Source organism: Exiguobacterium sp. J17977, assembly GCF_018616375.1.
Taxonomy (GTDB): Bacteria; Bacillota; Bacilli; order Exiguobacteriales; family Exiguobacteriaceae; genus Exiguobacterium; species Exiguobacterium mexicanum.
Genome location: NZ_JAEQBB010000007.1, coordinates 75847 through 88558, shown reverse-complemented (window position 1 = coordinate 88558; position 12712 = coordinate 75847). Strand labels below are relative to the sequence as shown.

The window sequence follows — 12712 nt, the reverse complement described above, 5'->3', positions numbered from 1 at the left end:
AACAGAACATTTGTACATTTTGCGTGCGATTTTTCACGATGTCGCATAATCACAGGACCCGTCTGTCCTTTTTTAGACATTGCTGAAATACGACAAAGCGCCTCTCTCTCTTGCCGAGCGCTTCTTTGCGCTCGGCTTTTTTGATAGGCCTCTACTCTGGGAGGAACCACTCATGTTAATCGAATTACAACACATCCAAAAACAATTCGGCGGCCATGCCGTCTTAATCGATGCCAATCTTCATGTGAACGCCGGCGAACGAATCGGACTCGTCGGACGGAACGGGAGCGGCAAGACGACGCTTCTGCGTCTGATCGTCGGTGCTGATGCGCCAGACGAAGGAACGATTTACCGCAAGCAACGGTTACACATCGGCTATCTGGCCCAAATCCCGGCCCACCCCGGCAAGTCCGGTCGAGACGTACTCTATACCGCATTCGCCGAATTGACGCGACTCGGCGACGAGATGCGACAGCTTGAAGCAAATATGGCTTCAAGTGACGACATCGACGCGCTACTCGAGACGTACGGCGCCTTGCAGACACGCTATGAGAACGGCGGCGGGTACGTCATCGATTCCAAAGTGAACGCGATGATCGACGGGTTGCGCCTGACCCGCTTCGTCGACCGACCGTTCGATACGCTCAGCGGCGGCGAACGGACCAAAGTCGGTCTCGCCTTGGCATTGCTCCAAGAGCCGGAGCTGCTCATCCTCGATGAACCGACGAACCACCTCGATTTAGAGGCGATGGCTTGGCTCGAGGCGTTCCTGCGCGACAGTCCGTCTACGTTACTTCTCGTCTCGCACGACCGCGTCTTTCTCGATGCGGTCGCCACGCGCATCGTCGAGTGTGAAGACGGTGAACTGACGAGCTTCGACGGCAATTATAGTGCCTTCGTCGCCCAAAAAGAAAAACGGTTGCTCGATCAGTTTCACGCCTATACGGAGCAACAAAAGAAAATCAAGAAGATGAAAGAAACGATTCGCCAGCTTCGGCAATGGGCGAACGAAGGCAATCCGCCGAACGAGAAGTTTTATCGCCGTGCCAAATCGATGGAGAAGGCGCTCGCTCGCATCGAGACGATTAAACGGCCACGCCTCGAAGCCGTGCAACCTGACATCCAGTTCACAGCGAACGGCCGGACTGGCCGCGATGTGTTCGAGGCGACCGATATGACCGTCCGCTTCGATCGGACCGTCTTCGAGCATGTGTCGTTCTACACCGGTCACGGGGAGCGTGTCGCCATCGTCGGTCCGAACGGGAGCGGTAAATCGACGTTGTTGAAAGTGTTGCTCGGTCAACTCGAACCGACCTCAGGCACTGTCGGACGAGCGGAGCGGTCCCGCATCGGCTATCTGTCCCAACACATCCATTTTGATGATTCCCACCGGCTTATCGAGGCGTTCCGCGACCGGATTGCCGTCGACGAAGGGAAGGCCCGTCAACTGCTGGCCCAATTCCTCTTCTATGGGGCGAGCGTCTTCAAACCGGTCAAAGATTTGAGCGGCGGCGAGAAGATGCGGCTCATGCTTGCCATCCTCATGCATGAGGATGTGAACGTGCTCGTCTTGGACGAACCGACGAACCACCTCGACATCGAAGCCCGCGAAGCGCTCGAAGAAGCACTGGACCGTTTCACCGGGACGCTCGTCGCCGTCTCGCATGACCGCTACTTCTTGAACAAACTGTTCCCGATCACCTATTGGCTCGATGGGACAGCGACACGTTTCCCGGGAAACGTCACGTATGCGCTCGAAAAGCGCCAGCACGAACCGGAGGCAGTCGTAACTGTACCTAAGAAGATGAAATCAGCAACATCGACCACGACAACCGTCGATGCACGAGACATCTCGGCGGATGAGGCTCGTCTGTCACAGTTCGAGGCCGCACATCAGGCACTCCTTCGTCAGATGAATGAAACGAACGACCTCACCGAGCTGATGATGTTGCAACAACAAGCCGATATCCTCCAAACTGACATCGACACGTTGCTCGACCAACTCCTAGAATCGATGTAATGAAAAACGACGCCGGCTTAACGGCGTCGTTTTTGTTCGAACCAAGATTGAACGAGAAACCCGGTCACGCCGAGCGCCATCAAAAAATAGGGCACGACCCGCGGGACTCCGGCCACTTCCCCCATCGTCGTCAGGATCACTCCGCTCACGAACGTCCCGAGCCAATACAGTTTCGGCATATGATCACTCCTCTACCACGTTCTTTTACATCCGCTGCTCGATTGAAATCAAGGAAAGCGAACGCGCCTTGCAGCCACAGCTTGCGACTCATTATACCATTTCACCCGACACGTATTTGATTGACGGCACGCTCTTCCAAGGCAGTTAGCTGTACCGAATTGAGATTCAAAGACAAGCCGGACGGCGAACGACCGGCCCGCGTCACAACATTCGCCCATAAGAAAAGCGCCACAAACGTGGCGCTTACCGGTGAGCGTTTCTAGCAAAGCGGACTTTCAACCGACCGGAACCTTCCCGGCCGACCGTCCCATGCGGTACATGAATATAAACTAGAAAACGGACGTGGTTCAGAACGTGATTTCGGGGCGTACGTTCGTCTGCACAGCAATCAAGTCTTGGACAGAGATCTCGTCTCCACAATGATCCTGACTACGTTTTGACGGATGTGGTTGAAATCATCATGAACCTCATCGGGCCCACCTTTTTTGAAACACCGATTTGCCTAAACGTCTAGTCTCCCACCGATTCCCTTTTGTCTGCCCCTCACCCCTTACGCGAGGTCAGGTGGACGACAGCTTGAACGAGGAGAACCGCCTAGTTAGCCGATGCTTCATTCAATACGTCTCTCATTTCACCGAGCCGGCCTCAGTCAAACAACGATGGAATTTTTGGTTCATCCGTTGCCCCCTTTCAGCTCAACATGTGGAATGAGGACTACACAGATACATTAACCGTTTTATCGATTGACGAATCCTTGTTCACCATTTCTCCAAAATTTAGTTGTCGATATAGTGGTCGAGCGCATAGGCGACACCGTCCGCTTCGACGTCTTTCGTGATATGGGTGCTGATGTCTTTTAACGGATCGACGGCGTTCCCCATCGCGATCCGGGTTTCCGCCACTTCAAACATCGAGATATCGTTCAAGTTGTCGCCGATGGCCACGATGTCTGCTTGTGGGATGTCATGATGCTCCGCTAACTGCGTCAACGCCATCCCTTTGCTAGCGTTCGGATGCCCGATTTCAATTTTCGTCCAGCCCGCCGTCGTGATTAAAATATCGGTCCGTGGTTCATACAATTTCCGGAGCTCATGCAGCTTGCGCCGGTCGAACGAATAGACGAACACTTTATACACTTCGTCGGCCTCGAAGTCGATGTCCTCAATTGTATCGACATATGTCAATCCGAACTGCTCGTTTTGAATCTCAATCTCCCGCTCGCCCCACTCCCGCGTGAACGATTGGTCATGCGGCAACACCTCATCGAGCTCGCCCTTCAACAAATCGGTGCCCGAACGAAGTACTTTTACTCCGGCATTCGTATAAAATTCAACGTACGCCCCGTGCTCGTGGGCCACATCCCACAACTCTTGCACGACATCTTTCGGGAGCGCATGGTAATAAATCCGCTCATTTTCATAGAAAGCGATGGCACCGTTCCCTGACAAAATCGGGCACGACAAATTGCTCCGCTTCAACAACTCCTCAATATCATGAATCGAACGTCCGGAAGAAATCGAGACCAAATCCCCTTTGGCCTGACGCCGGCGAATCGCCTCTTGGTTCGCCTCCGTGATGACACCTGTCCGCGATAATAACGTCCCGTCTAAATCGATGGCAATTAGTTTCATGTCCTCTTCTCCTTTCACGTGGGTCTGATCACCCAATTCCCTCAGATTGACTCTCTCCATTTCATCATCACATATACACGCGCGAGAAGCACGTGCGAACCATGCCTGAACTGCGGTCATTCGTGTTGACACGCCATGCCCTGATTGCTACGCTTTTGTCAGTATGACACGCAAGTCAAAGGGGGAAATGATATGGCTCAAGATTTCACACGGGCGTACGCGGAAACACGCGACGCCAGCGACTCGCTCGCACCATTCCGGGGAGAATTTTATTTGCCGCAAGACGGCATTTATATGGACGGTAACTCGCTCGGCCTGTTATCGAAACGGGCCGAACGGACGTTACTCGAATCACTGAGCGATTGGAAGGAGCTCGGGATTGATGGGTGGATGTCGGGACGCCACCCATGGTTCAACTTATCGGAACAGTTGGCCGCGCTCAACGCCCCGCTCATCGGAGCCAGAGCCGAGGAAGTGATGGTCACCGGGTCGACGACGGTCAACTTGCACCAACTCGTCGCCTCGTTCTTTGAACCGAAAGGCAAGCGGACGAAGATTTTAGCCGACACGCTCACCTTCCCATCCGACATTTACGCCTTGAAGAGTCAACTTGAGCTCCGCGGACTCGACCCGAGCGAACATTTGGTCCAAGTCTCAAGCCCGGACGGACGCTACTTGAAGGAAGAAGACATCATCGCAGCAATGACGGACGAGATCGCTTTGATCGTCTTGCCGACCGTCCTCTATCGCAGCGGACAGATTCTCGATATGGCCCGTCTCGCCAAGGCGGCGCATGAACGAGATATCTTGATCGGCTTTGACGCCTGCCATTCGGTCGGCGCCATCCCGCACGCATTCCACGACTGGGGCGTCGATTTTGCCTACTGGTGCAACTATAAGCATTTGAACGGCGGACCGGGCAGTGTCGGCGGCCTGTTCGTCCATGAACGTCATTTCGGGACGACACCTGGCCTTGCCGGTTGGTTCGGTTCACGCAAAGACAAACAGTTCGATATGGATCACACGATGACGCCGGCCGATGACGCCGGAGCGTTCCAAATCGGGACGCCGCACGTCTTGAGCCTAGCCCCGCAACTCGGCGCCCTCGAGATGTTCAACGAGGTCGGGATGGACGCCATCCGTGAGAAATCGCTCGCGTTGACGTCGTATATGACCGCACTGATTGATGAAGTGCTCGCCCCGTACGGTTTCGTCATCGGCAGCCCGCGCAACGAGACGCAACGCGGTGCCCACTTGAGCCTCGAGCATCCGGATGCGGCCCGCATCTGTAAAGCGCTCAAACAGCATCGCGTCATTCCGGATTTCCGAGCCCCGAATATCATCCGTTTGGCACCGGTCGCGCTGTATAACACGTTCACCGATGTGTATGACGTCGTGATGATTTTGAAGACGATTATGGAAAACAAAGAATACGAGGCGTTTGAGAACGTCCGCGAAGTCGTGGCCTAAGGAGAATCGATATGAGTGAACGGATTGAACATAAAGTCGAGCAATCGATTCAGACAGACTTTTCAAAAGACATGTCATACGGTGACTATTTGCAACTCGACCCGATTTTATCGAGCCAACACCGTCTTTCGGACCATCATGACGAGATGCTGTTCATCATCATCCATCAGACGAGTGAGCTGTGGATGAAACTGATTTTACATGAGCTGACGGCGGCGACGACCGCAATCAAAACCGGAGACCTCGAGCGTTCGTTCAAGATGCTCGCCCGCGTCTCGAAGATTCAACAACAGCTCATCCAGTCGTGGAGCGTCCTCGCGACGTTGACTCCGGCTGAATATTTGGAGTTCCGGGACAAGCTCGGTTCGTCTTCTGGTTTCCAATCGTATCAGAACCGCCAAATCGAGTTCGCGCTCGGCTTTAAGAACGCGCGCACACTCAGCGTCTATGCCCATGACGAGAAATTGTATCCGCTTCTCGAGTCGTCGCTACAGGCACCGAGCATCTATGACATGACCGTCCGCGAGATGCATCGCCGTGGTCTCGCCATCGATGACGCCGTGCTCAACCGTGACGTCACGAACGACTGGGAATGGAACGAGAGCGTCGAAGCGGCTTGGGTCGAAGTGTATCGCGATGTGAACAAGTACTGGGACTTGTATGAGCTCGGAGAGAAACTGCTTGATATCGGTAGCCAACAACAGATGTGGCGCTTCAACCATATGAGCACGGTCGAGCGGATTATCGGTCAAAAGATGGGAACCGGCGGCTCGTCCGGCGTCAACTATTTGCGACGTGTCCTCGATCACCGTTTCTTCCCTGAACTCTGGACCGTCCGGACAAAACTGTGAGGAGGACGAACACGATGACATGGATTGATGTTTCGCAACCGCTCGACGATTCAATCACGACATGGCCAGGCGACACGGCGTTCCGTTACGAAATCGCCTGGCCGATGGCCGACAGCGGTTCGGTCAACGTCGGGAAAGTGACGATGAGCCTGCATACGGGGACGCATATCGATGCCCCGTTCCATTTCGACGACGCCGGACAGCGCGTCATCGACCTTGATCCCGGTCTCTATATCGGCCCGGCCCGGGTCATCCATCTCCCGGGTCGCGAACGCATCGAGGCGACGGACTTGGACGGCTTTGACTTGACCGGCGTCGAACGGTTGATTTTAAAGACGGACGGCTGGCCGAATAAGCAGGAGTTCCCGAGCCATATCCCTGAACTCACGCCTTCACTCGCCGACCGGATCGGCGAACTTGGGATTTATTTGATTGGTCTCGATTTGCCGTCGGTCGATGCAATCGACAGTAAAGAGATGGCGGCGCATCATGCGCTTGCTCGCAACGGGGTCCATATTCTCGAAGGACTCGTCCTCGACCATATCGCCCCTGGTGATTATGAATTGAACGCCGTGCCGCTCCCCATCGTCAAAGGAGATGGCAGTCCGGTGCGCGCACTGTTGCGTTCGCTCGACTAAACAAACACCCCTTCAGCCGAAGGGGTGTTTTCAGTCTTCTTGCATGACCTCACTTGAAATCTTTCGATGGTCGAACCGTTTCGAAATTTGCACTTTGTAAGCCATGTTCGCCTCATAGTCTTTCGAGAACACACCAGCGTACAACAGGTCGAGCAGACAATGAATCGAATCGTTCGTCGTGAAGCTCCCAATTTTCGAGTAGAGGCGCTCACGAGTCGTCAAACGGAGCGTGCAGTCTGCCTGATTCGAGATCGCGTTCTCTCCGAGACTCGTCAAGGCGAGCACCGGCACACATTGTTTCTTTAAGTAAGGGATGAGCCCGAGCGTGTAATCGCTCTCCCCCGTATACGAGATGAGGAGCGCGCACGTCGTTTCATCCGAGTTGGCCGCTTCGAACTCGGCATCGAATTCACAGAGGCTGACTTGTTTGCCGATTCGGTTCATCTTTGACTTGAAGTCGTGACAGAGCAACAAATTATGGATGACAGAGAAGATTTTGATGTGCCGCGCCTCACTCAACATCGTTACGGCCTGCTCGTACGCCTCATGATCGAGCAACGACAACGTATCCTCAATCGTCATCTGTTTGAGCGCCGCTAGCTTGTTCGCTACGACCATCAACTGGTCGCCGGCAGCAAACGGCTCGTTCGCATCGATGTCCGAGAAATGACGGTTCAAATACTCGATCTCCTCCAAAAACTGTTCCTTCAACTCGACCCAACCGGTGAACTCCAATTTCGCAGCGATTCGGCTAAGGATGGACGGGTGCGTATACGTCGCCGCAGCGATTTGCTTCATCGTCTGATCGTGAATCCGCTCCCGCTCGGCAAATAAATAGTCGATCACGTCTCGTTCCGACGGCGAGAATCCATCCTGCTTCATTTTTTCAGTTAACAGCATAAGCCAGCTCCTCACGTGAATGACGTTCACAAAAAATAACTTGATTTTGTTTTATTTTGTAAACGCTTTCTGAGTTCTATTGAAATCTATTGTATTCATTTTTCTCTATTCTATACTGAAATGGACAAACGGATACAGTTGGAGTATCACATTTCGTTTACACGCGATTGTTTTTTTTGTGAACAAACAAGGAGGAGATTCGTATGACAACCGGAATTAAACTCGTCACCATTGGGGGCGGCAGCAGCTATACACCAGAATTGATGGAAGGGTTCATCAAACGGTATGAAGAGTTACCGATTCGCGAAATTTGGCTCGTCGACATCGAGGCCGGTCAAGACAAACTCGACATCGTCGGACAAATGGCGCAGCGAATGTGGGACGCTTCTCCGTATGACGTTAAAGTGTATCTGACGCTCGACCGTCGAGAAGCGTTACAAGACGCCGACTTTGTTACGACCCAGTTCCGTGTCGGTTTGCTCGACGCCCGCATCAAAGATGAACGGATTCCACTCTCGTACGGTATGGTCGGCCAAGAGACGAACGGGGCCGGCGGTATCTTGAAGGCGTTCCGTACCATTCCGGTCATCCTTAATATCGTCGAAGACATGAAACAACTCTGTCCGGACGCCTGGCTCGTCAACTTCACGAACCCGAGCGGAATGGTGACCGATGCGGTCATCCGTTACGGCAAATGGGACAAAGTCATCGGCCTATGCAACGTGCCAGTCAATGCGATGATGGCAGAACCGGAACTGATCGGTAAGAAACCGGAAGAGTTGATTTACTCGTTCGCCGGATTGAACCACTTCCATTGGCACCGGGTTCATGACGTGCATGGTCAAGACGTCACGCGCGACATCATCGACAAGATGTATGACGGCGATTCGGGCATCCCCGCCAATATTCATGACATGCCGTTCTTCAAAGAACAACTGCAACAGATGAACATGATTCCTTGCGGCTATCACCGATATTATTACCGTGCCGAAGAGATGCTCGCCCACATGCTCGAGGAATATCGGGACCCGGCCGTCGGCACACGGGCCGAGCAAGTGAAGCAGACCGAGGCCGAGCTGTTCGAACTGTACAAAGACCCGAACCTCGACCATAAACCGGAGCAACTGTCTAAACGCGGCGGTGCCCACTACTCGGATGCAGCGTGTGAGACAATCGCCTCGATTTACGCCAATAAGAACACACATATCGTCGTCTCGACGAAGAACAACGGGGCCGTCCCGGACCTCGCCCCCGACGACGTCGTCGAAGTATCAGCCTATATTGGGGCGACCGGTGCGAAACCAATCGCGTTCGGCGCACTCGCCCCCGCTGAAAAAGGATGGCTCCAAGTGATGAAGAACATGGAGCTGTGCGTCGAAGAAGCGGCCGTGACCGGTGACTACGGACTCGCCCTTCAAGCGTTCATCATCAATCCGCTCATCCCGAGCGGCGAGACCGCGAAACGGGTGCTCGAAGAACTGCTCATCGCCCATAAAGATTACTTGCCGCAGTTCGCCGATAAAATCGCCGAACTCGAAGCGAGCGGCGTCACCATCAAAGATGAAGTCGTTCAAGCACTCCAACTCATTAAACAAGCATAAAAAACAGCCGACGCACCTCGAATGCGTCGGCTGTTCATATTATTTAATCAATTCGAGGTCGACCGGGATGTTTTCTTCCACTGTCTCCCCTTTTAAGTGGTTCACAGCGGCCTCGACACCGAGTTTTCCAATCTCTGTCGGTTTCTGCGCGACCGTCGCAGCCATCGTTCCGTCCTCGACCGCCTTGACGGCATCATCCGTCGCATCAAAGCCGATGACTTTGACATCGTTCAAGCCGGCACTGTTCAACGCTTGAACGGCACCGAGCGCCATCTCATCGTTATGAGCGAATACGGCGACGATGTCTTTATTGTCTTGCAAGATGTTCTCCATGACCGTCAACCCTTGGGCGCGGTCAAAGTTAGCCGACTGTTTCGCGACGACGTCAAGTTTTCCATCGATTGCTTCGTTGAATCCTTGACCACGGTCACGTGTCGCTGACGCTCCTGGAATCCCTTCGAGTTCGACGACTTTCCCGCCTTCGCCGACGAGTTCAACCATATAGTCACCTGCGAGCTTCCCACCAGCGACGTTATCTGACGCCACGTGCGCGACCACGTCGCCTGACTCGGCGTTACGGTCGACCGTGATGACCGGGATGCCCGCATCGTTCGCACTTTGAACGGCTGCTCCGACTGCTTCCGAATCGGTCGGGTTGATAAGAATCAAGTCCATCCCTTTTTGAATCATGTCTTCGACGTCACTCACTTGTTTGGCCGCATCGTTTTGCGCATCGGCGACCGTGAGTGTCGCATCGAGTTCAGTTGCTTGCTCTTCCGCACCGTCTTTCAACGCGACGAAGAACGGGTTGTTTAGTGTCGAAATCGAGAGCCCTATTTTGAAGTCCCCGTCTTTCGTCTCTTGCTCCGAACTTGTCCCCGGTTGTTCCGTCGAACAAGCTGCCATGACGACCATTGTCAATACGAGTAGCCAAGCTGTCCATTTTTTCATCTTCCGTTTCCCCTTTCGATGATTACGCGTTTTGTTTTCGATCGAGCAATACTGCGAATAAAATGACGGCCCCTTTGACGACGAGTTGGAAAAACGATGAGACGCCAAGAAGGTTCAAACCGTTGTTCAACGTGCCGATAATGAGCGCCCCAATCAGCGTCCCGACAATCCAGCCTCGTCCACCCGCAAGACTCGTTCCCCCGAGAACGACCGCTGCGATGGCGTCAAGTTCATAAGACGTCCCAGCCGTCGGTTGGGCCGAGTTGAGACGCGATGTCAAAATGATGCCGGCGAGTGCCGCCAACGTACCCGACAACGAGTAAATCAAGACTTTGACTTTGTTGACCCCGATGCCCATCAGTTTGGCAGCTTCCTCGTTACCGCCAATCGCGTACGTATGACGACCGAACGTCGTCTTTTTCAAAATGAAGTACAACACACCGAAAGCAATCAACATCGTCACGGCTGGCACCGGGATAATCCAGAAGTAACCGCGTCCGAGCAGTTCGAACCACGTCGAGTCGCCTAGCCCGGTAATCGGACGGCCGTCCGTATAGACGAGCGTCAAGCCCCGATAAATCGTCATCGTCGCGAGCGTCGCGATGAACGGTGCGACTTTCCCGTATGTGATGACGGCGCCGTTGAACGCACCGAGCACAGCACCGGCAATCAATCCGAGCGCGATTGCCATGACCGCGTGTTGCCCATCGACCATCATGCCGGCGACGAATGCCGAAGACAAGGCGAGAATCGAACCGACCGATAAGTCGATGCCACCTGTCAAAATGACGAACGTCATTCCGAACGCAATCAAGGCGTTGATGGACACTTGGCGCAGGACGTTAAAGATGTTGTTCAACGAGAGAAAACCTGGTTCGAGCGCCGTCACCACAACGATGATGGCGAGCAATCCGAATAACGGTCCGAGCTTTTGTCCCCAACCAAGCTTTTGCGGCCGACCTAATGCAGTCGCTGCTTTCAATTCCATATCATTGTCCTCCTGTCGCATATGTCATGACTTTTTCTTGCGTCGCCTCGTCTTTGGCCAACGTTCCGGTGACGACACCTTCTCGCATGACGACAATCCGATCGCTCATCCCGAGTACCTCGGGTAAATCCGACGACACCATGATGATGGCGACGCCCGACTCGGCAAGCTCACTCATGATCGTGTAAATCTCTTTTTTCGCCCCGACATCGACACCACGCGTCGGTTCATCGAGAATCAAGACGTCCGGCTCGGCGCCGAGCCATTTGCCGAGGACGATTTTTTGTTGGTTCCCACCCGAGAGCGACTTCACTTTCTGCTCCATCGAGTGGTGTTTGACGCGCAGTTTTTTCAAATAGCCGTCCGCGAACTGTTCTTCCGCTTGCCGTGAGATGATTGTCCCTTTCGCTCGTTTATCGAGCGTCGGCAGCGATAAGTTCTCGCGTAACGTGAAGTCGAGCAATAACCCTTCGCCTTTTCGGTCTTCCGTCAAGAAGGCGATGCCGTGCCGGATCGCGTCGGCCGGTTGCTTGATTCGGATTTCTTTCCCATTCAATTTGACGATTCCGCCTTTGGCCCGGTCGGCTCCGAATAAGGCACGCATCACTTCGGTGCGTCCAGCTCCCATGAGCCCCGAGAAACCGACGATTTCACCGGCCCGAACATCGAACGAGACATTGTGGAACCGGTTACCTATCAATCCATCGACTTCAAGTACGACGTCGCCAATCGTGGCGTTCCGATCCGGATAGCGTTCCCCAATCTCTCGCCCGACCATCTCTTTGACGATTTCTTCGAACGATGTCTCATTGATGCGGTGTGTCCCAATCGATACGCCATCGCGGAGGACGGTGATGCGGTCGCACAGTTCAAAAATCTCTTCCATCCGGTGCGAGATATAGATAATCGACACGCCTTGGTCACGCAATGCCCGCGATACCGAGAACAGCGCTCGAATCTCGCGGTCGGTGAGTGCGGCGGTCGGTTCGTCCATGACGATGACTTTCGCATCCGTCATGAGCGCTTTGGCAATCTCAATCATCTGCTGTTGTCCGACAGATAATTGTTTGGCGAGCTGATCGACTTCCATGAACACGTTCAACTCGGCCAAATATTCCCGCGCCCGACGCTTCATCTCTTGCTGCTTGATGACACCGAACGGACCGGTCAATTCCCGTCCAAGGAACAAGTTTTCCATCACGGTCAGCTCCGGTAGTATGTTCAACTCTTGGTGGATAAACGCGATACCCGCCCGTTCGGCTTCTTTCGGATGTTTGAACTGCCGGACGGCCCCATCGATGACGACTTCTCCTTCATCGAGCGGATGCAGCCCGGTCATCACTTTCATGAGCGTCGATTTACCGGCCCCGTTTTCGCCCATCAACGCATGAATTTCGCCGGGTAACAATTCGAAGTCGACGCCTTTCAATACACTGACCGGACCAAACGACTTATGGATGCGCTTCAACTGGATGTGCATCG

Annotated in this window: 11 protein-coding genes; 5 read left to right on the top strand and 6 right to left on the bottom strand. The window is 53.8% G+C overall.

The features are described 5' to 3' along the window. Positions 1-172 precede the first annotated feature (172 nt). Positions 173-2020, top strand: a complete 1848-nt coding sequence (gene abc-f / locus KNO58_RS12560) for a ribosomal protection-like ABC-F family protein (protein ID WP_214754387.1) — start codon at positions 173-175, stop codon at positions 2018-2020. A gap of 17 nt (positions 2021-2037) precedes the next feature. On the opposite strand, the gene KNO58_RS12555 is transcribed toward abc-f, so the two are convergent. Next, positions 2038-2199, bottom strand: coding sequence for a hypothetical protein (locus KNO58_RS12555; RefSeq protein ID WP_214754385.1), 162 nt, complete (start codon positions 2197-2199; stop codon positions 2038-2040). 777 nt (positions 2200-2976) lie between these two features. Next, positions 2977-3831 carry an HAD family hydrolase gene (locus KNO58_RS12550; RefSeq protein WP_214754383.1) on the bottom strand — a complete coding sequence of 285 codons (855 nt, stop codon included), beginning with the start codon at positions 3829-3831 and terminating at the stop codon, positions 2977-2979. A gap of 192 nt (positions 3832-4023) precedes the next feature. Between KNO58_RS12550 and kynU the strand changes: the two genes are divergently transcribed. Genes kynU through kynB form a run of 3 tightly spaced genes read left to right on the top strand, consistent with a single transcriptional unit; the run spans position 4024 to position 6790 of the window. After that, a complete protein-coding gene (kynU, locus tag KNO58_RS12545; protein WP_214754381.1) occupies positions 4024-5301 on the top strand; it encodes a kynureninase in 1278 nt (425 codons plus the stop codon). Positions 5302-5312: 11 nt separating this feature from the next. Then, positions 5313-6152 (top strand): tryptophan 2,3-dioxygenase, encoded by an 840-nt coding sequence (gene kynA, locus KNO58_RS12540; protein WP_214754379.1) that lies wholly within the window; start codon positions 5313-5315, stop codon positions 6150-6152. A gap of 14 nt (positions 6153-6166) precedes the next feature. Beyond that, the gene (kynB, locus tag KNO58_RS12535; RefSeq protein WP_214754377.1) at positions 6167-6790 is read left to right on the top strand and encodes an arylformamidase; all 624 of its coding nucleotides are present in this window, start codon (positions 6167-6169) and stop codon (positions 6788-6790) included. 30 nt (positions 6791-6820) lie between these two features. Here the strand turns inward: kynB and KNO58_RS12530 are convergent, their stop codons facing one another. After that, a complete protein-coding gene (locus KNO58_RS12530; protein ID WP_214754375.1) occupies positions 6821-7690 on the bottom strand; it encodes a MurR/RpiR family transcriptional regulator in 870 nt (289 codons plus the stop codon). A 203-nt stretch (positions 7691-7893) separates the two neighbouring features. Between KNO58_RS12530 and KNO58_RS12525 the strand changes: the two genes are divergently transcribed. Beyond that, positions 7894-9291: a 6-phospho-beta-glucosidase gene (locus tag KNO58_RS12525; RefSeq protein ID WP_214754373.1), complete on the top strand. Its 1398-nt coding sequence runs from the start codon at positions 7894-7896 to the stop codon at positions 9289-9291. 39 nt (positions 9292-9330) lie between these two features. Here the strand turns inward: KNO58_RS12525 and rbsB are convergent, their stop codons facing one another. The 3 genes from rbsB to KNO58_RS12510 are packed head-to-tail and all read right to left on the bottom strand — an operon-like array spanning position 9331 to position 12710. After that, complete coding sequence (rbsB, locus tag KNO58_RS12520) at positions 9331-10242, bottom strand: ribose ABC transporter substrate-binding protein RbsB (protein ID WP_214754371.1); 912 nt, start codon at positions 10240-10242, stop codon at positions 9331-9333. Positions 10243-10264: 22 nt separating this feature from the next. After that, on the bottom strand, positions 10265-11230 hold the full coding sequence (locus KNO58_RS12515; protein ID WP_021065942.1) for an ABC transporter permease subunit: 966 nt from the start codon (positions 11228-11230) through the stop codon (positions 10265-10267). Between the two features lies 1 nt (position 11231). Further along, the gene (locus tag KNO58_RS12510; protein WP_214754369.1) at positions 11232-12710 is read right to left on the bottom strand and encodes a sugar ABC transporter ATP-binding protein; all 1479 of its coding nucleotides are present in this window, start codon (positions 12708-12710) and stop codon (positions 11232-11234) included. Positions 12711-12712 lie beyond the last annotated feature (2 nt).